The sequence below is a fragment of the Bacillus sp. SM2101 genome (assembly GCF_018588585.1).
Classification (GTDB): Bacteria; Bacillota; Bacilli; order Bacillales; family SM2101; genus Nanhaiella; species Nanhaiella sioensis.
In genome coordinates this window covers 177,474-201,757 of the sequence record NZ_JAEUFG010000004.1, presented here as the reverse complement: position 1 = coordinate 201,757, position 24,284 = coordinate 177,474, and the positions used below count along the sequence as shown (strand labels likewise).

General features: G+C 34.6%; 19 protein-coding genes and 1 other annotated feature. Of the genes, 14 read left to right on the top strand and 5 right to left on the bottom strand.

Annotation, left to right across the window (positions count from 1 at the left end; genetic code table 11):
* Nucleotides 1-15 precede the first annotated feature (15 nt).
* The 4 genes from JM172_RS05685 to JM172_RS05670 all read left to right on the top strand — a co-directional run bounded on the left by JM172_RS05685 (nucleotide 16) and on the right by JM172_RS05670 (nucleotide 6,334).
* Nucleotides 16-705: a sigma-70 family RNA polymerase sigma factor gene (locus JM172_RS05685; RefSeq protein WP_214481130.1), complete on the top strand. Its 690-nt coding sequence runs from the start codon at nucleotides 16-18 to the stop codon at nucleotides 703-705.
* 25 nt (nucleotides 706-730) lie between these two features.
* Nucleotides 731-1,306, top strand: coding sequence for an ATP-dependent Clp endopeptidase proteolytic subunit ClpP (gene clpP, locus JM172_RS05680; RefSeq protein ID WP_214481129.1), 576 nt, complete (start codon nucleotides 731-733; stop codon nucleotides 1,304-1,306).
* A 71-nt stretch (nucleotides 1,307-1,377) separates the two neighbouring features.
* Nucleotides 1,378-1,614, top strand: a binding site (T-box leader).
* Between the two features lie 280 nt (nucleotides 1,615-1,894).
* Complete coding sequence (ileS, locus tag JM172_RS05675) at nucleotides 1,895-4,969, top strand: isoleucine--tRNA ligase (protein WP_483297244.1); 3,075 nt, start codon at nucleotides 1,895-1,897, stop codon at nucleotides 4,967-4,969.
* 600 nt (nucleotides 4,970-5,569) lie between these two features.
* A complete protein-coding gene (locus JM172_RS05670) occupies nucleotides 5,570-6,334 on the top strand; it encodes a TerC family protein (protein WP_214481127.1) in 765 nt (254 codons plus the stop codon).
* 106 nt (nucleotides 6,335-6,440) lie between these two features.
* Here the strand turns inward: JM172_RS05670 and JM172_RS05665 are convergent, their stop codons facing one another.
* Nucleotides 6,441-7,637, bottom strand: a complete 1,197-nt coding sequence (locus JM172_RS05665; RefSeq protein WP_214481126.1) for an anti-sigma factor family protein — start codon at nucleotides 7,635-7,637, stop codon at nucleotides 6,441-6,443.
* Nucleotides 7,624-8,139, bottom strand: a complete 516-nt coding sequence (locus JM172_RS05660) for a sigma-70 family RNA polymerase sigma factor (protein WP_214481125.1) — start codon at nucleotides 8,137-8,139, stop codon at nucleotides 7,624-7,626. The genes JM172_RS05665 and JM172_RS05660 overlap by 14 nt, the downstream gene beginning before the upstream one ends.
* Before the next feature lie 590 nt (nucleotides 8,140-8,729).
* Here JM172_RS05660 and JM172_RS05655 point away from each other — a divergent pair.
* The 6 genes from JM172_RS05655 to JM172_RS05630 all read left to right on the top strand — a co-directional run bounded on the left by JM172_RS05655 (nucleotide 8,730) and on the right by JM172_RS05630 (nucleotide 14,873).
* Nucleotides 8,730-9,725: a hypothetical protein gene (locus JM172_RS05655; RefSeq protein WP_214481124.1), complete on the top strand. Its 996-nt coding sequence runs from the start codon at nucleotides 8,730-8,732 to the stop codon at nucleotides 9,723-9,725.
* A 175-nt stretch (nucleotides 9,726-9,900) separates the two neighbouring features.
* Nucleotides 9,901-10,110: a hypothetical protein gene (locus JM172_RS05650; RefSeq protein WP_214481123.1), complete on the top strand. Its 210-nt coding sequence runs from the start codon at nucleotides 9,901-9,903 to the stop codon at nucleotides 10,108-10,110.
* Nucleotides 10,111-10,366: 256 nt separating this feature from the next.
* Nucleotides 10,367-11,197: an MBL fold metallo-hydrolase gene (locus JM172_RS05645; RefSeq protein ID WP_214481122.1), complete on the top strand. Its 831-nt coding sequence runs from the start codon at nucleotides 10,367-10,369 to the stop codon at nucleotides 11,195-11,197.
* Nucleotides 11,198-11,677: 480 nt separating this feature from the next.
* On the top strand, nucleotides 11,678-13,543 hold the full coding sequence (locus JM172_RS05640; RefSeq protein WP_214481121.1) for a fibronectin type III domain-containing protein: 1,866 nt from the start codon (nucleotides 11,678-11,680) through the stop codon (nucleotides 13,541-13,543).
* A gap of 114 nt (nucleotides 13,544-13,657) precedes the next feature.
* A complete protein-coding gene (gene sipW / locus JM172_RS05635; RefSeq protein WP_214481120.1) occupies nucleotides 13,658-14,209 on the top strand; it encodes a signal peptidase I SipW in 552 nt (183 codons plus the stop codon).
* A 64-nt stretch (nucleotides 14,210-14,273) separates the two neighbouring features.
* Nucleotides 14,274-14,873, top strand: coding sequence for a TasA family protein (locus JM172_RS05630; RefSeq protein WP_214481119.1), 600 nt, complete (start codon nucleotides 14,274-14,276; stop codon nucleotides 14,871-14,873).
* Nucleotides 14,874-15,073: 200 nt separating this feature from the next.
* Here the strand turns inward: JM172_RS05630 and JM172_RS05625 are convergent, their stop codons facing one another.
* Together JM172_RS05625 and JM172_RS05620 are read right to left on the bottom strand one after the other, a co-directional pair.
* Entirely contained in the window at nucleotides 15,074-16,186 is a 1,113-nt protein-coding gene (locus JM172_RS05625; RefSeq protein WP_214481118.1) for an ABC transporter permease, read from the bottom strand.
* Entirely contained in the window at nucleotides 16,183-17,106 is a 924-nt protein-coding gene (locus tag JM172_RS05620; RefSeq protein ID WP_214481117.1) for an ABC transporter ATP-binding protein, read from the bottom strand. The genes JM172_RS05625 and JM172_RS05620 overlap by 4 nt, the downstream gene beginning before the upstream one ends.
* A gap of 190 nt (nucleotides 17,107-17,296) precedes the next feature.
* Between JM172_RS05620 and JM172_RS05615 the strand changes: the two genes are divergently transcribed.
* The 4 genes from JM172_RS05615 (at nucleotide 17,297) to JM172_RS05600 (ending at nucleotide 22,960) form a co-directional block, all read left to right on the top strand.
* Complete coding sequence (locus JM172_RS05615) at nucleotides 17,297-18,787, top strand: TIGR00341 family protein (protein ID WP_214481116.1); 1,491 nt, start codon at nucleotides 17,297-17,299, stop codon at nucleotides 18,785-18,787.
* A 609-nt stretch (nucleotides 18,788-19,396) separates the two neighbouring features.
* Nucleotides 19,397-20,641, top strand: coding sequence for a MerR family transcriptional regulator (locus JM172_RS05610; protein WP_214481115.1), 1,245 nt, complete (start codon nucleotides 19,397-19,399; stop codon nucleotides 20,639-20,641).
* 550 nt (nucleotides 20,642-21,191) lie between these two features.
* On the top strand, nucleotides 21,192-22,157 hold the full coding sequence (locus JM172_RS05605; protein ID WP_214481185.1) for an ABC transporter ATP-binding protein: 966 nt from the start codon (nucleotides 21,192-21,194) through the stop codon (nucleotides 22,155-22,157).
* A complete protein-coding gene (locus tag JM172_RS05600) occupies nucleotides 22,154-22,960 on the top strand; it encodes an ABC transporter permease (protein WP_214481114.1) in 807 nt (268 codons plus the stop codon). Before JM172_RS05605 ends, JM172_RS05600 begins: the two co-directional genes overlap by 4 nt.
* Before the next feature lie 269 nt (nucleotides 22,961-23,229).
* Here JM172_RS05600 and JM172_RS05595 read toward each other — a convergent pair whose 3' ends face one another.
* Nucleotides 23,230-24,201 carry an HD domain-containing protein gene (locus tag JM172_RS05595; protein WP_214481113.1) on the bottom strand — a complete coding sequence of 324 codons (972 nt, stop codon included), beginning with the start codon at nucleotides 24,199-24,201 and terminating at the stop codon, nucleotides 23,230-23,232.
* Nucleotides 24,202-24,284 lie beyond the last annotated feature (83 nt).

Sequence of the window (24,284 nt, the reverse complement as noted above, 5' to 3'; positions counted from 1 at the left end):
AAATCTTGCACGAACTTGGACGATCAACATGCAGCCTTGTCATTAAATGAATTAGAAAAGCATTATCAAAAGCTAACAAAATACTGTCATTTTCTTTCTCAAAATAGTTGGGATGGGGATGACCTTGTACAAGAAACATTGCTCAAGGCACTACAGCGGTATAAGGATTTGCCTGATATGAATTCCGCATTGTTAAATAAAATAGCTTATCACCAATGGATTGATAGTTGTCGAAAAAGACAGCGAGAAACAATTGAATCTACTCCAGAAACGATTGTTACTGACGTTGATCACTTAGAGCATTCTTTAGATATCATCCAACAATTAGTGTCAAAATTAACACCGAAGCAAGCAGTCGTTTTTATTTTAAAGGAAGCATTTCAATATCAAATTACTGAAATTGCAAATATTTTAACAACGACAGAAACGGCTGTTAAAAGTATACTTCATCGTGGAAAAAAGCGGATAAAAAACATTTCACTTGATGATCCATTGTCACCAGTTCATTGCTTATGGCCAGAGCAAGAACAAGAACAGTTAATCACTTCACTTTATTTGTCATTAAAAATGCATGATCCTGAAATACTTATCCGCGTGATTCCAAGTATTGATTCTCTAAGTAGTGATAGTGAAAAGCCAGTATGTAATAGTAAGTTGATACGTCCAATATCCTCTCGGGTAGGCATAGTTTCTATGGCAGCATAGATAAATATGATGATGGAGGAAAGAAATGAGTACAATACCTTATGTCATTGAACAAACAAGTCGTGGAGAGCGTTCCTATGATATATACTCAAGGCTTTTGAAGGATCGTATTATTATGGTTAGTGAAGAAATCAATGACCATATGGCACAAAGTGTAGTAGCACAGCTATTATTTTTACAAGCTAATGATGAAGAGAAAGATATTTCACTCTATATTAACAGTCCAGGAGGTTCGACTTCAGCAGGTTTTGCGATTTTTGATACGATGCAATATATCCAACCTGATGTACGAACGATATGCACTGGTATGGCGGCATCCTTTGGTGCTATGCTTTTACTTGGTGGAACAAAAGGGAAACGTTATGCGCTTCCAAATAGTGAAATTATGATTCATCAGCCTTTAGGAGGTGCTAAAGGTCAAGCGACAGATATAGAAATTTCAGCTAACCGAATTGTCAAGCTTCGATCACATATTAATCAAATCATTGCTGATCGGACAGGGCAATCACTCGATAAGGTGTCTAGAGATACAGATAGAGACAATTTCATGAGTGCAGAAGAAGCAAAGGAATATGGGCTTATTGATGACATCATTAACTAATCAGCAAGTGTATGAGAAATTTCTTGACACCAAAATAAATATCCATTAATATACTTTTTAATAAAAGCACACAAAATTTGATGACGAGAACAAGTAAACTAAATGATCCGTCCTCCAGAGAGCTAGTAGGTGCTGAAAGCTAGCGTTCGGACTTTAGTTGAACAATCATCTCCGAGAAGTCAAGCTGAATGAAGTAAGCTTGAACGGATTTCCCCCGTTAATAGGAACACGTATGATTGTACGTTGCTAAGTGCTATTGACCGGCGTCGATAGAAAAAGGGTGGTACCGCGGATACCCCGTCCCTTTATAGGGATGGGGTTTTTTGTGTGCTTTTAAGCTCTTTTCGTATCATAAGCTTTGTTGTTATTTTTACTAAATATGGACAGTATGAAGTAGAAAAGATGGTACGAACTCTAGAAGTATAGGTCCTATATATTTAAGAACGAAAAGCAACAATCAATGCGAAAACAGCCTTATTAAATTACAACAGTTATTCATGGTATGAAGGTGCCATGAAACTTTCAAAACGAAAACAATAATACGAAACAGCCAAAATTAAAAGGAGTGGTACTGTGAGAAAGGTTGATGTGAAAGAACAAGCAAGCGATAGAGAAAAGAGAGTCCAACAACGTTGGAAAAAAGAGGGTACTTTTAAACAATCAATTAGCAACAGAGAAGCAAGCACAAGCTTTGTTTTTTACGAAGGGCCGCCCACTGCAAATGGCTTACCCCATGCAGGGCACGTGTTAGGTCGTGTTATTAAAGATTTAGTCGCACGTTATAAAACGATGGCTGGATATAAAGTGTTACGCAAAGCAGGATGGGATACACATGGCTTACCTGTAGAATTAGGTGTTGAAAAGCAATTAGGAATATCGGGTAAGCATGATATCGAAAAATATGGGATCGAAAAATTTATAAACAAGTGTAAAGAAAGTGTATTTGCTTATGAACAACAATGGAGCACCTTTACAGAGCTAATTGGTTATTGGGTGGATGTAGAGGATCCGTATGTGACATTAGAAAATAGTTATATCGAAAGTGTATGGCATATTCTTGGAACGATTCATGAGCAAGGGCTTTTATATAAAGGACATCGTGTGTCACCATATTGTCCTAGTTGCCAAACATCGTTAAGCTCCCATGAAGTTGCACAAGGATATAAAGATGTAAAGGATTTAAGTGTAACTGTTAAATTTCCTATCAAAGATCGTGAACATGAATATCTTCTTGGTTGGACGACAACACCTTGGACGCTTCCTGCAAATGTTGCATTAGCTATTAATCCTCAAATAACCTATGTAAAAGCTAAAAAAGGTAAAGAGGTGTATTACGTAGCAGAAGCATTAGCTGAAAATGTACTACAAGAAAATTATCAACTTCTTTCACGAATGAAGGGGGATGAGCTAGTAGGAATAGCGTATGACGCTCCATTTGACAACATCACTGTAGAGAAGGGTCATATTGTTATTGAGGCGGATTTTGTAACTGATAGTAACGGAACGGGTGTCGTTCATATTGCACCAGCATATGGAGAAGATGATTATCGCGCTGCACAACAATATGAGTTAAGCTTCGTCAATGTAGTCAATGAATCAGGACGTTACACAGATGACCTTCCGATGTTTGCAGGAAGGTTTGTGAAAGATTGTGATGTAGATATTATCAAATATTTAGCAGCAAACAATCTTTTGTTTCATAAGCAAAAATATGAGCATAGCTATCCTTTTTGTTGGAGGTGTGACTCACCGTTACTGTACTATGCGACAGATAGCTGGTTCATTAAAATGACTGCTGTGAAGGATCGCTTACTTAGCAATAACGAACAGGTGACATGGCACCCAGAACATGTGAAGCACGGAAGGTTCGGCAAATTTTTAGAAAATGTTGTTGATTGGAATATAAGTAGAAATCGATATTGGGGAACGCCTCTAAACATTTGGACATGTGAACAGTGCGATCAACAATTTGTCCCAAAAAGCATTCAGGAGTTGCAAGCGAACAGTGTAGAGCATGTTGATAAAGATTTGGAACTGCATAAACCTTATGTTGACGATGTGAAGGTTGAATGTCGAAGCTGTGGGGGCAATATGAACCGTACTCCAGAGGTAGTGGATGTATGGTTTGACAGTGGCTCAATGCCATTTGCCCAACACCACTACCCATTTGAGAACGGAGAATTGTTTAAAGATCAATTTCCTGCTGATGTTATTGCCGAAGGTATTGATCAAACTAGAGGTTGGTTTTATAGTTTATTAGCAATCTCGACATTATTCACAGGAAAAGCTCCATATAAAAAAGTACTATCACTCGGTCATATTCTCGATGAAAACGGCCAAAAGATGTCTAAAAGTAAAGGGAATGTTCTTGATCCACTAGAATTAATTGAAGAATTTGGTGCAGATGCGTTAAGGTGGGCGCTTATAGCAGACAGTGCTCCTTGGAACTCGAAGCGTTTTTCCAAAGCAGTCGTTGCTGAAGCTAAGTCTAAGCTCGTTGACACGTTTGTAAATGTGCATAGTTTTTATACTTTATATGCAAGCATTGATCAAATCTCACCTGATTTATTTACAAATGTTCATTATACGAGCTTAGATCATTGGGTATTATCTCGCTTAAATAGTACGATCCGAGGAGTAAAGTTGTATGTTGATGATTACCAATTTACTTTAGCTGCAAGGTTATTAAATACTTTTATGGATGAAGTAAGCAATTGGTATGTAAGAAGAACGCGCCAGCGTTTTTGGCGTGAGGGAATGGACGATGATAAGCTAGCTGCATATGCGACGCTTTATGAAGTGCTAACGAAAAGCAGTCAATTGTTAGCTCCGTTCACTCCTTTTGTTGCCGATGATGTTTTTGAGAACTTGACGGGAGAAAGTGTACACTTAAGCGACTATCCTGTAGTGGACGATACAATCATTAATCATCAACTTGAACTTGAAATGGATGCAACACGCCAAATTGTAGAGCTCGGAAGGCAAGCTCGGAATAATGCAGGATTGAAAGTGAAACAGCCACTTCAACAGCTTATTATCATGACCAAAGATGAGAAGTTCACAGGGTTACAAAGTCATACTGACATCATTAAAGAAGAATTAAATGTTAAAGTGATTATGAATGAGAGTAATGAGAGTCGATATTTTCATTATTCCTTAAAGTTAAATTTTAAAAAAGCTGGCTCTAAATATGGCAAATACAGCAGTCACATTCATCAGTATCTTCAGAGTCAATCAGCAAGTAAAGTGGCAGCTCTGTTAGAAACGGAAGAACTTACTGTGGAAGTTGATGGTAAGAAGTTTCAGGTAAGTTTAGAGGATATCATTGTAGAAAAATCAACAATTGGCGAATATCAAATGGCAGAAGGAGCTTCAGTTACGGTTCTTCTGGACACAAAATTGACAGCTGATCTTTTACATGAAGGGAAAGTTCGAGAGCTTATTCGTGCAGTTCAGGAATATCGTAAGAAATTATTGTTACCTGTTGAAAAAAGAATCGATATTTCACTGCAGCTTGATGATGAAATGCTACAAGCAGTGGATAGCTTTGAACATTTATTACGTGAGAATTTATTAGTGAACGAACTTGAATTTGTTGAATCGTTAACAAATTATGAAGAAGTAAAGGTAGGAAACGATACGGTTCGAATTGTTATTAAGTAAAATAGGTAGCTAAAATGAAATCTGTTGCTATCTTTAAAAATCGGAACAGCTTAAGAGGTTTGATGGAAAAGGCTATTTCCATTTTAATTGTTGCTTTAAACACGAATATCACTAATGTTCGTGGCATCTGTTCGACTGTAAAATGATGACGAAAATATAAAGCCACTTCTTATGGTACAAATTTGTTAATAAAAGGAACAAAGTTAATTGGAAAGAGCCTAGGAAAAAGATATGATATTGTGTTTATAACTTGATTATCTGGCAAATCACTCATATTTATTGAAAGTACAAGATCAGGTGGAGAAACTAGCCACCTGATTTATGCTGTTTACCGTAGTCCATAAGAAATGTAGTGAATGGGATAGATCTTTGTTAATATCTTCTATTATCTTATGGTTGGGAGTATTTATTTACTTACATGTAAGAAACGATTATAATTAGAATTTGTGAGCATTAAAATCCAATTAGAAAAAGAGAGATAAAAATAAAAAACTAGAAAGCTTTTTTGTACTAGAGCTAAATCATACAATCTAGCAACAGTTACCATGGATATATTATTAAGATCGATAAGGTCGTAATTGAAGGGGAAAATGAAGCTTTATGATAGAATTTTTTCAAGAAATATTTAATAGCTATGCATCATTTTTTTCACTAGAAGCAATTAAACAAGTCGTATCAGATCCTACTAATTGGACTATTATCGGTAGTTTAATTATTTTAGAAGGTTTATTATCGGCTGATAATGCGTTAGTTTTAGCGGTTATGGTCAAACACCTTCCTGAAAAGCAAAAGAAGAAAGCTTTATTCTATGGTATTCTTGGTGCTTATGTGTTCCGCTTTATTGCGATCGGCTTAGGTGTCATTTTAATAAAAATTACGTGGGTAAAAATTCTCGGTGGAGCATATTTGCTTTGGCTTGCGATTTCCCACTTTATCAAGAAGCATAGCGAGAAAAAAGTGAAAAACAAGAAAATGGGCTTTTGGAGAACAGTGCTTGCTGTGGAGCTCATGGACATTGCTTTCAGTATTGATAGTGTTATAGCTGCTTTTGGAGTCTCGAGTGAGATTTGGGTTATTTTTATCGGTGGTATGTTAGGCGTATTAATGATGCGTGGTATTGCTCAAGTATTTTTAGCGCTTATAGAGCGTATACCTGAGCTTGAAACAGCTGCATTTGTGTTAATTGCTATCATCGGTCTAAAAATGCTTGCTGCTGCTACTTTAGGCATCCATGTCGAAGAAGGACTGTTTTTTGGAATTTTATTAGCGGTATTCGCTGTTACCTTCATTATTCATTATGTTAGAAGAAGTGGTAAACAAGCTGAAGTAAGAAGCAATACTGAAGGAACTGAATTAGGGGAATAATAAGCCGAACAGTTGAGTGCTTTTGCAGCTTAGCGGAAGTGATTAGACATAATAGAAGGATAGAAAAAGCGCAATATTTGCTGCTCTTTCTATCCTTCTTTTTTCTTTACTGAAATTCCCTCTCGCCTGTCTGTGCACTGACCAAATTTATAATTTCTGTGCCTACTAATCCTTCAGTATCAATATTTAATTCTTTTGCTTTCTTTACAGCATTGTCCAGCTCAACAACCCAGGGTGGAAAGAATTGTTCTAAAACTTGTGAATGCATCGTTTTGACTTTTGTATATTCCAAGGTTTCTTGCTGGTCATTTTCATTCTGATCTGATGATACATGAGGAATTTTTAAATAGTCATCTGCAAGTAATCTATACACTTCAGCTTTAATTTCTTCATCTGATTTATCAGTCAAGTCTATGCTATTATTTTGAAAGGATGCTGGATCAATTTGATAGGCACCCTTAAGAGCTGTAATACTGTTTTGAATTGTTTCTTTTAAATAATCTTGTACTTTTTCACCGTACTCATTTCGTAACTGTAATTCTGTTTTGCCATTAATATCAATACCAATTTGTTCTGCATCGAATTCTACCATTGATATTCGATAATCCTCATCTAATGCCCTTTGAACCTCTTCTTCTGATTTACCTTCAATATCAATGCCACGTAAAATTGCGTCATCATAAATAGAAAACTCACTAGAGTCAGCTACATTCAAGCCGTCATAACTGGCAATCATTTGTCTGTATTCATCCTTTGATAAAGTGTTATTATATTTATCGTAAATCTTTCCATTTTCAAAATAGACGATTAAATTACCTCCAACATCTCTTAACTCTTTTCTTGTAACATTATATTCAAGAGGGGAATTTGAAAATCCCCACTGTATTTTAGAAACTAATTCTTTTGCAGCAAAATTTACTTGTGGAATAAATAACAAACCCGTCAAAATGACTAAAAAGGATGCAGCCACTGCCCACTTGCTGTAGAAGTTCTTTAGTCTGTTCTTTCTCTTTACTACTTGTTCTTCAAAGATAATTGCATTTACTTGGTTGAGTGAAGGTTGTTGCTCCGCTAGTTTCTCTTCAAATTTGATCCAAGCTTCTTTCACTTCACTTTGTTCATAAGTAATTGGTGTATAATTATTTAATGCTTTTTCCATTAGTTTGTTAAACGACTGCAATTGTTTTACCTTATCTTTACAAGTATCACAACTTACTAGATGCTGCTCACATCGCTTTCGTTCGTGGTGTTCTAGTTCATCATCTACATATGCTTGTAATAATTCTTCATTATAACAGTTCACAGTTCTCCCCCCATTGTTGCTCATATAATTGCTTAAATTTCTTTCTCGCTCTTGAGAGTAGTTTGCCTACTGATTTTTCATTAATATTTAAGCTATTTGCTACTTCTTTATAACTGAAGCCCGAGTATTTCATCATTAATAGTTGACGTTCACGTTCTTCCATTATATTTAGAATCACATGTACATTTGAAATATCATCTCTTTGCAAAAACTGCTCCTCTGATGAGGATACTTGATCATTCATACTGTTAAACTCTTTTCTCATTCGCTCATACTCCCTCTTTTCAGAACGAATATAATTGTATGAAGTAAACATCGCAGTTTTTCTTAACCATGCGGGCATATTCTCAATTTCTTTCCAGTCTGAATTGTATAAATTGATGAAGACATTTTGAGCAAGCTCTTCTGCTACTGCTCGATCATGAATAATTTGAATAATTTTATTCACAACTAATGAGTAATTCGTTTTGTATATATGATTAAACTGTTGTTCTAGTGCCACCGATTCCACCTTTTCTACAACTATTTTTCTTATATGCTGTCCTATAATGTTGAAATTAGCCTTTCACTCTTATGTAACCAGCAAAGGTATTTTTGTGACACTAGATTTGGTGGAGTAGATTAGTAAAAATTTGGGTACTATAACATTATCACATAACTGTCATACTTGTTTATATTAAAGTTAATATTATCTCCCAAAATATCGGGAAGTAGATATCACTTGTTATTTCCATATTTTTTTAAATTAATATGTAAAATAATAATCTTATAATATAAGAAAACGTTTTGGATTTATTAAATAACCTATTTAAAAATATTAATAGTACTAGAAAGTGACTATACAATAAATTGAAAATTTAATAGTTTCTTGTCACAAAAAAAACAACGGTGGTTACTATATTGGTGAAAGGGCAAGGAAAGCGTGTAAGGCTACCAACCTAACGGCAAGTTGTACTTAATGAAACTTCATTATCAACTTATTGTTAGGAAAAAAATAGTACTAATAAATATTCTTGGAGTTTCATTGTATCTATGGATGCTATAGGTCTTGACGTAAAAAGGCTCTTAAAAACAAAGAAGGAAGGTATACAAATGCAGAACACAAAGAAATTTATCGCAGCAGCATCACTTTCAGCTCTACTAATTGGTGGAGGATACACGGCTTTTAACGCAGAAGGAGTACCACAAGCTTCGGCTAGTGTAAAAGCTAATGAGACTTTTACTGTCCCGCTTGAAGTAATAAAACAAGAAGCTCTGTATTACGATCCAGAAAGTAAAGTGTTGTTTAACATCGTTGGGGACGTCCTAGTACAATTTGAAGATGGAAAAATGTACAACGGAGATGGAGGTGAGTTATCTCAATCACAGTATGAGGAAATTTTAAAGGATTATCAAGGTATTGCTGGCGTGGGGTTACCACTGACCCAGATTGATGATGCATACCTTGCTGGAATTAATCCGATAGGAAAAACCTACGATGAAATTGCAGAAGAATTACAAGAGGTCTATGAGCGGAAGAGTTTAAAATTAGAAGCAACTAAGATTGGAATAGATGTAAAAAATTTGACTGAAGATGAGCTAAAGGCTGAAGTCGATAACAAAAGACTAGATTATATTGAAAAACATTTTCTGGATGCTATAAAAAAATTAAAGAAGGCTTATCAATTAGATCCTGAAGCTTATCAAAATGCTGGAATAGACTTAACTGATAAAACAGATGAAGAAATTAGTGAACTAATTTCTTCCATACTAAAAAATTCATATGAAGAGATACCTATTGAAGAAGGTGAAAATTTCCTTTTGCCGAATACTTCGTATGGAATTGTACAACAATTCATAGATTGGGAAGTGAATAGGTGGAGTGGAATATTATCTGAAGCAGCTGAATTAGGTGTTGATACAACTGGTCTAAGCACTAATTCGATTATAAGCTTAAACTATTCAATGAAAAAAGCAATCGAACGAGATATGGACATTGAAGGAAAAACGAGTCAAGAAATTCATGAAATTGTGCAAGATGTATTGCAAAAAGAGTATATGGAAGAAACAGGTAAAACTAAAGAGGAACTTATAGAGGAAAGACCGTAAATGTATTAATCGAACAAAAACATCTAAATCAAAAATGATTTAGGTGTTTTTTATATCCTAAAGGTTCATTCGCAATGATTTGAGGATGGGCACGCCTGTTGATTTTTTATGTCACAAACAATATGCGTACGGTTTCTATATAGTGAAGGTAAGGTCTTAACATAGGAGAGAAAGCATGGAAAAAGATCAAAACGGTTTTGAACAATTAACACCCATTACAGCATCACTATTACGTGAATATGCTAATCAACTCGGTATTGACAGTAGGAACAAGTCATTTGATGAGATTGAAGATTTGATTGTCGAAGAATTAGCTGAGCGTCAGCTAAGAATGAACAGGTTTAAGCCAAAATTAATCTACCGCCTAGTTGGGTTATTTAAGTGATTAATCATCAACATAAGAAGCAGCATCATTTAAAGAATATAGACCTTCAGAAATATGAAAGAAGAGCAATTTTTCGCAGTTAGGAATTGCAATAAATTACGTCGTGTATTCTCAATCATTCACTAAGAAATTTGACTAGCATAATAGTTTGTCATTCTTATGTTTATTATAAAATTCCATTTCATAACTAAAATTCATAATTATCTAAAAATTACTTGTAAGTATTTTATCAAATAAATTATACTGTTATAAAAAGATGGACTTGAAAGGAATGAAAAAGGTGCTAACTCATTTTGAATATCAAGGAGTAAAAATAGTCCAGTCCACTGTTTCTTTTATGAACGTTAAGCTAAAAAGCTATCTATACTTTGTTGATGGTTTGTTAATTGATACTGGTCCCAGCAGCATGGAGGATGTCTTAAAATCACATTTAAAAACGATACCTTTTACACAGGTTGTTCATACTCATCATCATGAAGACCATACAGGGTTATCGAAATGGATACAAGATCATTATGATGTGCCGATGTATGTGCACGAATCAGGTGTAGCTGACTGCACTCACGTAAAACCAATACCATTGTATAGAAGGTTATTTTGGGGAAATAGGAAGCCTTTTACCCCTCAAGCAATCCCTCCAATTATCGAAACAGAGAAATATAAATTTGAAGTCATTCATACCCCAGGCCATGCTCACGATCATGTTGTCTTATTTAACAAGGATACTGGTTGGTTATTCAGTGGCGATCTTTACTTAATGTCACGACCAAAATCCATGTTTGCGTTTGAATCTGTTCCTGTATTAATCGAATCTATGAAAAAAATATTAACGTACGATTTCACAACAATGTTTTGCTCCCATGCAGGGATGATTGAGGATGGAAGAAATAAAATTGCTATAAAGTTAGCCTACTTGGAAGACATTCAACATAAAGTACTTACACTTCACACAAAAGGGGTATCTCCAAAAAGAATTCAAAAACAGCTTTTTCCGAAAAGAACCCCACTAAACTATTTTTCTCTTTTCGAAAATTCTGCATCACATATCGTACGATCAATTCTTAACGAAGAAAAGTTACTTGGATAAAGAAAGAATTTTTTTAGAACGGTTGTATTTCTATATTACAAATTACGAATGGTAAGTAATTTAAATATGAAATACAATCTTTTTGTTTTTAATGAAAGGTTATTGTTGATTTGGATTGTTTTGCTAACAAAATAAACAAGTATACAACTATCGTTTCATCTTTTTATCTACTACATAACAAAGACAAAGCGCATATCATCACGTTTTGCTTTCGTAATTTACTGTAACTAACAACAAGTATACGACAAAACTGAATGAAAAATACTTAGGGGGAAATATGTGTCTTTTTTTCGTTTATGAGAAGTGGTTTTTCAATCAAACATTGCTCTTGAACGATGAATAAAAAAGTGATAGTATGAATTAGGTTAAAATGGTAATTTTTTTTAGGTACAATTACTTAGTATAGTACAGTATAATGGTTTACTGAGTTGAATGCGTAGTAAAAAGTTCACTCACAAATTGAACGAGGTGAGGCTCGTATTGGGAACAATAGCATTTATTTTTAGTAGACTTTTAATCTATTTAGTAGTTATTTCCTATGTAGGATTAGTATCATTACACACTTTTACCTCACCAACGTCCTCATTTTTTACTGATAAGGAAACATTCGCTGGTTTCATTACAACTACTTCTGTAGACAGTGACTCACCATCAGCACCAACAAATCTGAAATTTACTCATAAAAGTGAAACAACAGTAGATTTACTTTGGTCAGCAGCAACTGACAATATAGCAGTTGAAAGCTATGATATTTATCAAAATGGAGTGCTTATTTCCTCTACAACAACAACTACTTTCCATGTCTCTGGATTAGCAGAAAACACGACATATACATTTGAAGTAGTTGCTAAGGACGCTGCTGGTAATGAATCAATTGCAAGCAACCTGTTAATTGTGACAACGAATGCCGCACAGTACATAATTGAAATACTTGATCAAAACAACGAAGTTACATTAAGGTTTACTCCTAAAGGTAGTCAATCTAGCTTCGTAGATTTACATTATGATGTTGAAGATGGTACACAGCAAAATGTACGTATGAATGCCGATGGAGGAACATGGGAATATACAATCGGAGGGTTGAGTGCAGGGGATACGATCGATTTTTCATTTACGTATACATTAGCCGGACAAGCAAATGACTCACCTGAATATAGCTATACCGTTGGATCTAGTGGAGGAAGTACGCCTGATGCAGAACCACCTACGGCACCAACAAACCTTACATACATACAAAAAAGTGATTCAACAGTGACTATAGCATGGGATGCTGCAACAGATAATATCAAAGTAGTAGAGTATGATATTTATCAAGATGGAGAAATCATAGCTAGTACGGTATCGACTGTATATCATGTTACAGGATTAACAAATAACAGCACATATTCATTTAAAGTAATTGCCAAAGATGCGGCAGGAAATGAATCTAACGCAAGTGATCGTATAGAAGTGACAACCGATGAAGAACCAATAGGTAATAATGACTATATAATCGTTGAAGACGAATATACCATCGAAGTTATTGATCATGGCAACGAAGTTACAATCATGTTCACTCCGACTGATGGTGTGTCAGACTTCGTAGATCTACACTATGCTGTCAATGGTGGGGTACAGCAAAATGTTCGCATGAACGAAAATGAAGAACAATGGGAATATACAATCATAGATCTGAGTGAAGGTGATACGATTGATTTCTCGTACACATATACTTTAGGTCAGCCAGCATATGAATCAGATCAATATAGCTATATCGTAGGATTAGGTGGAGGAATCATACGAAATGACACAGAAGCACCTGCACCACCTAATAACCTTATTGTATCAGAAAAAAGTGCTACGACTATAATGATTACTTGGGATGAATCTATTGATAATGTTGGGGTAGTAAATTATGATATTTATCAAAATGGAGTTTATATAGACAGTACAACATTGACAAACTATGAGGTTATTGGATTGACAGAAAATACAACATATTCATTTACAGTTATTGCAAAAGATGAGTCAGGTAATCAATCAACTGGAAGCACAGTTGATGTTTTAACAGATACTGCAGACATTGTTGACGAAACGATTGAGCATGAAGACTTTACAATTGAAATGATAAACAATGGTGACAGTGCAACTTTTATATTCACACCAAACATAGCTGGAACTAGTTTTGTAGATTTACACTATACAATAAATGGTGCACAACAACAAAACATTGCCACAGCTAATAATGATGAATCATGGGTGTATACAATCAATGATCTAACAAATGGTGATATTGTATTATTCTTTTATACTTACTCCTCTGGTACAGCAGCATCTGATTCGGATGAGTATGAATATACTCATTGATATAGTAGTGATTGCTGACATCTACTCAATCTCAATGATATAGAGTGAACTATACTTATAGTTCGCTCCAACTGTTGTAGTAGAGTTATATATTTACAAATAAAGGGGCTAGAGATGAAACTTCAAAAAAGAGTGAGTATGCTGTTAAATATTCTTTTAGGATCAATTTTTCTTGTAATGGTTTTATTAATAGTCATTTCGCGGTTTTCTGCAAATGAGCCTACAATATTTGGATATCAAGTTAAAACAGTGTTGTCTGGTTCGATGGAACCTTCAATAAAAGCTGGATCGATCATTGCGGTAAAGCCTGGTGGAGATATGACTCGTTTTAATAAAGGGGACGTCATCACCTATATGAGAGACGAAAATGTACTCATAACACATCGTGTTATAGATGTGAGAAATGAGAATGGCGATGTTTTTTATACGACCAAAGGAGATAATAACGCGACGCCAGATACAAATGAAGTATGGTCAAAACAAGTAGTTGCAGAATACGACGGGTTTACTATCCCATACATGGGGTATATTGCTAATTACTCGAAATCAAAGGTGGGTAGTGCTACTCTTCTACTCGTCCCAGCTATATTATTTATCCTTTACGCACTTAGTTTATTTAAGGAAATATTTACAGATACATCTAAAAGCAGGGGAAAAGAACTCTAGGAGTATTTGTAGTTACACCAAGTTTTTTATAAAGGTTTATATAAAACATAAGGAGGAATATAAGATGAAGAAGAAAACGAAATTAGGGTTGGCAATAGGATCTTTGATAATGGGAATATCTTTACTAGGTGGGACATTTGCATTTATTACTGAAACAGAAGAATTTGCAGGCAATAAGATTACAGCAGGTAATTTAGATTTACTAGCAGATCCATCACATACGGCATTGTTTAAAGTATCAAATCTATTACCAGGTGAACAGATGACAAGAACAATTGAATTATCGAATATAGGTACACTCGATATCCAAGAAGTATTGTTTGATATGAACTATGAACTTAAAGACGCAAACTCAATTGATACCGACGATTCTTTAAATCAATTAGATGAGGACCTCAAAATAGAAATACGTGTAGGTGATGAACTTATTGATGGACTAGATGGTGTTTCTTTATTTGCTGCAAAATCAGCTGATGAAAAAAATATTATCAATGCTGCTTTAACACCTGATGATGTCCAGCCGGTTGAAGTTGAAATTATTATTACATATGAAGATAATAATAATCAAAATCACCAAAAAGGTGATTCTATTGATAACTTAGTATTATCATTTGATGCTAAACAAGCTGATATAATCGATCCAGAAAGGGCCAACGACTTATAAAATATCACTTTACATTTCGTGGGAATAATATAAATAATTAATAACAGTTAAAAAAATAACAATAATTAAAGCCGATGTAACTTTAAAATGATTACATCGGCTTTTTAAGATTATATTAATATAAATGCACTATTTTTAAAAATATAGTAAGACATAAAAAATTAACTCTACAGGAAATACAATATAACTTATAGTTGTCATTATTCCCACTTAAACGTGAAGCTCGCCACGATAAATGCACCTATAAGCCAACCGATCAAGATGATCGCTTCTAGCCACATAGTTGTCAGTGACGCACCTACATTCATAATTTCACGTAAAGCTGTGCTCAGATGTGAAATAGGAAGCAATTTAACAACAGGCTGTAAAAAATCAGGCATATTGTTAATTGGGAAAAATACACCTCCTAAAAATAGCATAGGGAATGACAGAAAGCCTGCAATTGGAGCTGCACTTTCTGGTGTTTTGGCAATTCCGGCAATAATAAAGCCAATAGCCATAAATGCTAACGTTCCTAATATCACAAATAAGGTAAGGTTAAGCCATGAGCCACTTACTTGAACATCAAAAACGATATTTCCAATAAGCAAAACAATCATTGCTTGTAAGCCATTAAGTAATAATCTTGCTGTTATTTGTGCAGCAATAAAAGTTGAAGCCTTTAGTGTTGTGCCTTGCATTCTACGTAAAATGCCTCGCTCTCTCCACGCTGAAATTTGTCCTGCAACACCGTTCATGTTGTTACTCATAATCATCATTGCTACGATTCCTGGTACAAGAAAATCAATATATTGTAGATCCAAGGCTTCAACACCTTGTGCTTCTGTTACTACGACAGGATGATAATCAACCATTTGCTTACTAATTCCATCAACTACACTATCAACAAGTGTTAAGCCAATTTGAGAAACTGCAAAATTCGTTTCATTATAATATACTGGGATCTGAAATACAGGTCCATCTTCATTTACTTCGGTCATACTTTCAGAAAAACCTTCAGAAAAACCTTCAGGAATAATGACTACTAGCTGAAAATCTCCTTTCTTTAATAGATCTAAAGCGTCTTCTTCGGTGATGTCTTGTTCTAATTGAATCGTTTCATTGTTTTCAAAAACTGCAATAAATTCACGACTCGACTCCGATTTCTCTTCATCTATAATAGCTAATGAGAGAGAGATGCTGTTGCCTGATCCGAGGAATGAGCCGAGCATGAGCATGAGAAATACGGGGAAAAATAATGTCCAAAATAATACTTGCCGATTACGTGCAAATATGCGAAGCTGAGCTAAAGTTAATTGCCAATACGCTTTCATTCCTCTCTCAAACTCCTTCCTGTCATATGTATAAACACATCTTCTAACGTTGCGGTTCTCGTTTGTAAGTCAATTAATTCAAGATGTTCATTTGAAGCTGTTTCGATGAGGCTCGTTAACGTGTTTTGCAAATGATCTGTATATAGAACATAAACATCTTCTCGTTGACCAACTTGTTTGACGCCATCGATGTGTGAGAAATCTGTGCCATTTCCACCTTGTAGTCGAAATTCAACGGCACTATCTGATTGAAGGTTCTTTACTAAGTTCGGAGGTGTATCTAATGCGATTAAATGACCTCGATCCATGATAGCAATGCGATCACATAAGATATGAGCTTCATCCATATAATGTGTAGACAGCATAATGGATTTACCTCTTTCTTTTAATTTAAGAATAATGTCCCATAAGGTTCTTCTTGCTTGTGGATCTAATCCTGTTGTCGGCTCATCAAGAAATAAAATTTGCGGATCATGAATTAATGCTAGCGCGATTGCTAGACGTTGCTTTTGTCCACCAGACAGAGCTTTAACCCGATCATTTTTCTTTTCAGTCAATATCATTTCGTCAATTAATGCTGGAATTGAGACGTTAGTAGGATAAAAACTTGCATATAGCTCTAAAATCTCTTCAACTTTAAGTAACTCAAATAATGAAGTAGATTGTAGTTGAACACCGATCACATTTTTAACCTTTTTCATTTCTTTTTTTATATCAAAAGTTGCAATTGTTGCTGTGCCATCATCTGGTTTACGTAGGCCGACTAACATCTCCATCGTTGTTGTTTTGCCTGCACCATTCGGCCCTAATAAGCCAAATACTTCACCTTTATAAACATTGAACTCCACGCCGTTGACAGCGGTGAAATCCCCATACCTTTTCACAAGTTTTTTTACTTCAATAATTGGTGCTTGTTCCATGTATGTTCCCTCCTCGCTAGTACTAGTGAAACTCCCATAAATATTATTGTAGCATTTTCCTAATATGGATACGATTGTTTTGTTTTTCACACAATAAAAGCATGTGTTGACTAGGTTATTTTTACAATAATCTTCTAATCTATTAAGATCAGATGTATAATTCATTTAAAACTAGTGAGGAAAAAATTATATGGAAGAAAGAATTAACGATGCCGATGAATTTGGGCACGTAAATGAGGTAAAAAAGCTTAAACGTATACTATCAGTAAATGATAGAAATCGGATTATTAAAAGTATAAGGAAAGAAGCTAGACCAGATACATATTATTACGTCATGGTTGTATTGTCATGTTCAGTAGCAACATACGGTTTATTATCAAATAGTACCGCGGTAATTATAGGCGCCATGTTAATAGCACCGCTGATGAATCCTATTCTAGGTAGTGCACTTGCATTGATTAACGGAAATAACAAATTATTGAGGGTGACGATAAAAGCAGAGTTTATAGGGGCATCAATTGCGATCATCTTGTCAGCACTATTAACCTTGCTACTACCGGTATCAGATTTAACACCAGAAATTCTTTCTAGAACAGAGCCTACATTAATTGATTTAATTATTGCTTTAGCTTCCGGGGCCGCAGGGACGTATGCGATATGTTATCGGTCAGGTGCTACACTACCTGGGGTGGCGATAGCTACCGCGTTAATGCCGCCATTATGTGTAGTTGGAATTACGATTGCCAAGCAAGAATTTCAATACGCTGCAGGTGCATTACTTTTATTTCTTGCAAATATGGTAGCAATTATCGTGATAGGTATTATTATTTTTAAAATTGCTGGATTTACCAATCCCACGCTATCAAATTATTTAAACATATCCGTTAACGAAGAACGCAAGACATTGTTTAGTAGACTAGTGACGAATAACATCATTTATCCATTTACATTGCTCCTCTTAATTTGTATTCCATTGATCATATTTATGGCGAATTCTATAGAGGCCGACAGGACAGAGAAAACAATTAGGAACGCACTTGAAGAAGGATTAACTGTTCTCTCACCTGAATCAAAAATTGTGTCCGTTGAATTTAACAAAGAGGAAAATGAATATACGATTAATACAGAATTAAATACTGAAAGAGTGATCTATCCAGAGGATATTCGCAAGCTTGAGAATAGTTTGGAATATAAGTTAGCTTCACCTGTAAAATTGCAAGCAGATGTGACACTCGTTCAAAAAGTAAGTAATGAGACTTCCACTAATGCTTTTCAGTCGTTATTTCCAAAACCTGAAGAAAAAATCGTTGAAGTCATTGAAACAGGTACACCTGAAGAAGTTATCGAACAAGTAGTATCAGAAAAGCTACTATTATTCGAAGGTACAGAACTTGAGGATTTTATGTTTCAGTATCAACGTGGGACAGGAGCGTATTTAGTTGAACTCACTATTGACGGGGGGGCCATATTAGATGATCAATTTAAGAAGACGATTGAAAGTGTCTTAGAAAGTCAGCTCAAACGAAAGGTTATGGTCGTTTTGCGATATAACGAGCCGGTAATTGATGAAGAACAAGAAGTAGAGGAGAGTGTAAAAGAGGACCCGGAAGTGAAGGAAGAAGAAACTGAAGAGTCTGTTTCAGAAGATCAAACAAATGATGCATCGCAATCTTCTATATAAATCTTTATTTTGAACATTTTTCCGACTTAATGGTAGCTCTTATGGGTCAATTTTTCAGTTTTATGGGTCAGATTGTTAAGTTATTGGGTCAATTTCATAGTTTTATCGGTCAGATTGTTAAGTTATTGGGTCAATTTCATAGTTTTATCGGTCAGATTGTTAAATTATTGGGTCAATTTCATAGTTTTATGGGTCAGATTGTGTAAGTTATTGGGTCAATTTCACAGTTTTATGGGTCAGATTGTTAAGTTATTGGGTCAATTTCATAGTTTTATGGGTCAGATTGTTAAGTTATTGGGTCAATTTTATAGTTTTATCGGTCAGATTGTGTAAGTTATTGGGTCAATTTCATAGTTTTATGGGTCAGGTTGTTAAGTTATTGGGTCAATTTCATAGTTTTATCGGTCAGATTGTTAAATTATTGGGTCTAATTTGCATGTTTATCGGTCTTTCGACAAAGTCCGTCTGATGAAAAATTATATTTAGTACAGCTACAAATAAGTTAGAAACCTAAAGTAGTATTGGATGTAATTGAAAAGTGGAGTTTGATCCGTAATAAAATGATAGAGGGGGACAAGTTACCCCTTTCATAAGAGGGGGGATTACTCATTGACTGGAGACCATAGAATAAGAATAGGAAAATTTGCAGAGAGTCACCAAGTAAGTATTGATACGGTGCGTCATTATATGAAGCTAGGACTTATTGTTCCCGAAAAACGTGGTGGACATTATATTTTTGATAAACGATGTAATGATGATTTTGAAAGAGTGTTAATTCTAAAGGAAATTGGTTTTAGTCTTAAAGAAATTCAATCTCTTCAGCGTGCGTATAGGTTTTTTAAAGGTTCAAAGCTTGAGAAAGAGATGTACAAAGAACAACTATTGCAGAAAAAAGAAGATTTTGAAAATCAAATAGAAAGTTTAACAAGAAATAAAGATAAATTGGAAGAACAGCTTAGAATATTAGATGAAGAGAGAAATCAGCAGAATTATTCTAATCAAATGGGAATTCATTTAAGTTACCTTTCTTTCTTTTGCTGTCCACTTTGTCAAGGAGATCTAATATTAACAGAGGGTCAGGTAATACAACATCAAATAATTAATGGATGGTTGTCTTGTGAATGTGAGGAGCAGTATGAAATAAAAGATGGAATTTTATTAGTAAATAATGAAAATAAGACAGAAGAAGAGATTGTGAACGACGAGTTAATAGTTGATTATTTAAATGAAACGAACCCTGAAGTATTAGATGCTGTAAATAAAGGAAATGAACTCCTTTACAAAAATGTGAGTATTCAGGATTGGGAAGGGAAGGTTGTTCTAGACGTTGGCTCAGGGACAGGAATTTTTTTACGCTTATTTTACAATGACATACCTCAAGATACCTTATATATAGCTGTAGACCATGATTTTAAAGTTCATAAGTACTTGAAAGAGCATTTGGAGAGTTTAAATATTAGAAAAAAGGTAATATTCGTTTGTGCAGATTACTTAAAACTTCCTTTAAAATCGGGTGTTACAGATATTCTAGTAGATTATTTTGGTGTAACGAATTATAGTTTGGCTAACGATTCATACATACTTCCCATGCTAGATAAGTATACTAATAATCAAACAATCCTAATTGGCACTAGCATTATTTACCATAGATTTGGAATTAATAATATTATTCCACCACAAAGAAGAAATTTATTTCAAAAAGAATTTTTAATGAGTAGTATGCATGAATTAGGCTATAAGGTTGAATTTGAGAATGAGAGTAAATATCCAACGAGTAGCTCAAAGTATAAATATGAACAACTAGTTTCAGAAAATGATATTGCAACATATTTTACATACATTGGGAAGAGGTAGACGGATTGCTAGTACATAATAATTCTAGGAAGGGAATTTCCCCGTAAGCTTTAGTAGGTTGTTCGTTGGTTTACATACTTTATGACCACTTAAATAAATCTATTTTAGTAGCACTTGCTACTTAGTTGTATATACATATTCTACTGTCAAGAAGTAAGATTACAATAATCTCATAAGGGGTGAGGCTTAAGTCCTTTTCCCTCATTAATTGTTGCTTTTCGTAAAATGAACTAACCACGGATATTACTATGGTTCGGGTGGTCATCTGAAATGTAAGTGAAATAAGCAACAAAGTTTACGAGAAAAGACATTTAGAATGAGATTAAATCATAGACAACAATCAAAATCATAGATCTTAATGTTTGAAAACATGGTGTTAGCACCATGTTTTTAATTTTTTTAATGATTAAAACTTTATTTTTATACCTTGATATGGACTTCACACAATATCTTAACATGATTAAAGAGACATATAATGGCTCAAGTCTTAAAACATATTGTGAATAGCTGCTCTCAAAGAGTAGGGAAGATTCATGGGAAGGATGAAAAAATGAAAACAGAGTATGAGATAGTTAATGTGAGTAAGCAGTTTAAAAAAGGAAAGGTTAAGGCTAATGATCAAATAAGTTTTAATGTGTATAAAGGGGAGATTTTAGGTTTATTAGGACCTAATGGAGCTGGAAAGTCAACACTGATTAAACAAATGGTCGGGCATTTGAAGCCTTCATCTGGGAGAATCAATTATAGAGGATTAGATGTCACACACCATAGCAAAATGATAGCACAAAACGTGTCCTATTATTCTCAAGATCCAAATGCATTAACTTCATTGCGCTTATGGGAAGTTTTATATTTTACTGGAAGACTTCGTGGTATGAAAAAAAAGGAGGCTTTGGCTCAAACAGAATTTTTACTGAACCGTTTTGATCTGTACGATTTAAAAAACAAGTTATTAAAGGATGTTTCAGGAGGGCAAAAAAGAATTTTAGGTATTGGCACTGCTCTAATAGGTGAATCTTCAGTATTGATCTTTGATGAACCTACAAATGAATTAGACCCTAAGAAACGAAGACTAGTCTGGGATTTGATTAAGGAGAGAAATCAACAAGGGTCCACTATCATATTAGTCACTCATAATGTTTTGGAAGCCGAGCATGTAGTAGATCGTGTAGCAGTTGTAAACCACGGAAAACTACTTAATATTGATCATATATCGGTGATGAAACAGCGTGTGGACCAACGCTTAAAATGTGAAATAACAACCCATATAGGGGGAAGTAAAGAGGTTATTCAGTTTTTGAGTCAGTACGGTCAGCCTATAAGGACAGGTGAGAATAGGGTAAGGTTACTCGTCGCTAAAAAAGAAGCAGGTGCTGTCATTGATTCACTCGCCCAAGCATCTAGTCTTCCCGTTTACGAGTATTCACTTGTACCGCCAAATCTAGAAGATGTTTATTTTCATATTGATGACGATTCTGAAGAAAAAATTCACACAGAAGAAGGACTGGTATCATGAGCTATCAACTATCCAACGAGGAACAAGTGAAAGGTAAAGGATTACTCATGTTATATGGAGTAAGACAATGGCTTGTGGAGTGTGTCATTTTATTTCGCATCCAATTCTCTATGATTAGAGAGCAATGGATTTGGGTATTCATTTTGGCTTCCCTTTTTCCATTTTCAACCCTCTTATTTTTGAAATTTTTCACTGTCAATCCGACAGATGAAATGATGATTCAAATTATATCGGGGAATATGATCTTTTCTATAATACTTACAGGTTTTAATATGGTAGCTCAAGAACTTTCTTGGCAAAAACATTTGGGGCATTTTACTTTTTATGCGTCGCTGCCAATTGCAAAAATAAATTTTGTTTTAGCAAATTTATTACGTGGTCTCTTATCAACAATGCCATCAATTATCATTTTAGCGATCATTGGCCAACTTGTATATGGTGTTCAATTTCAGTATAGTTGGGGAATTATACCTGTATTTTTCCTTTCTATATTCAGTATAGTTGGTTTTGGGGTGTTTATTGGATTTTGGTCTCCAAATCCTCAACTAGGGAATATGGTAGTACAAGGGTTATGGATATTCCTGAGCTTTTTGACCCCTGTTTTGATGCCAATAGAGCAGTTACCTGAGGTCCTACAATGGATTTCTTACATTTTTCCTACTACATATATTGCTGAGGCTTTTAGAACTATACTTATTTCCGGATGGGAATTGTCAGTATCTATAAACCTTGTAATTTTGTTTGGTTATTCAATATTTTCTTTCTTATTAATTATGAAGAAAATGGATTGGCGAGTAAATTAAATAGTAAACTTAATTTTGCTCCTCCAATGATGTGTATAATCCAAAAAGCACTAGTTGTCCATGGAGAACTAGTGCTTAACCATGTAAAATATAACTATCATTTAGACCTATGTAAGTTCTGGTTATGATTTAAGTTTTGGCAATTTGTTTTCTTCGTTAACATGAAGGGCAAGATCAACTCATAATGGTAAGTCCATTTGTTTAACAACTATGTAATTCACCATTAAAAGATACTAGTCAACACCCATTCTTCTTTTGTTTACAATATGCTATACGATTTTTATAAACACGCCTTCACGAAACTTGTGTGCTGCGTGGTCATTAAGTTGTGCTACCGATGTGGAGAGTTCCGATGCTTTCTTAATAAAATTGTTTATAACAACAGCTGGATCAATGAGTCTTGCTTTATGTTTTCCGTGAATATCGTAATGGGTATTATTGAGCTCTAACTTCACATTGCTATTGATTTGTTGTAGGATTGCGAGTACTTCAGCATTATTACTGGTGGTTAGTTTACTCAATAGGGTGTAATCATCGTCTAACAAATCATCTGATGTTATTAATTTATGCTGTAAGGAGATTTTTATAGCTTTGCTTAAAAGATGGTAGCTATAAACATTTTCTGGACTCATGAAAAAATCAATGACCTCTTTATAGTATGTTTCAGTAAACCATTCGGCACTTTGAAGTGATTTTATACAGATTTTCTCTTCTTTTACAATTAATGAATTCAAAAATTTGTTTATTTCATCCTTTGAAATATTAAAATAACTATGCATATCTCGAAGTGTATAATCGATTCTATCAGCGCATAGCTCCGGTAAAGGCTGTTCTAAAATTGACCATTGTTCCATGGGGAAGAGTATTTCTTTATAGTCATGCCCATGGTTTGAGAGGATAGTAGGGATATCAGACTGCTCAATGATCTTGTCAAATATTCGTTCATGAAAATCTTCATTCTCATTTTCGTATACGTAATCGACAACATGAGAGAAAGCTGTGTGTGATACATCGTGTAATAATCCAGCAATTTGTTCTTCTAGACAGCCACCAAGTTTTCTTATTAGCAACATTACACCAATAGAATGATCGTAGCGGGTTATGTTCCATTTTTCATTCATTAAATAACAAGCTCCTCCTTGATGAACCTTCTTAAGTCTTTGAACAGGAGGAGATAGGATGAGCTCTTTTAATACACCATCAATTTCAAAATTGCCATAAATCTTATCATGAATAATCATTAATTGAGATCTCCTTTATGTAATAAGGAGTATTATATCATGATAATTAGAAGGAGCATCTTTTGCAGGTGCTCCTCACTTAG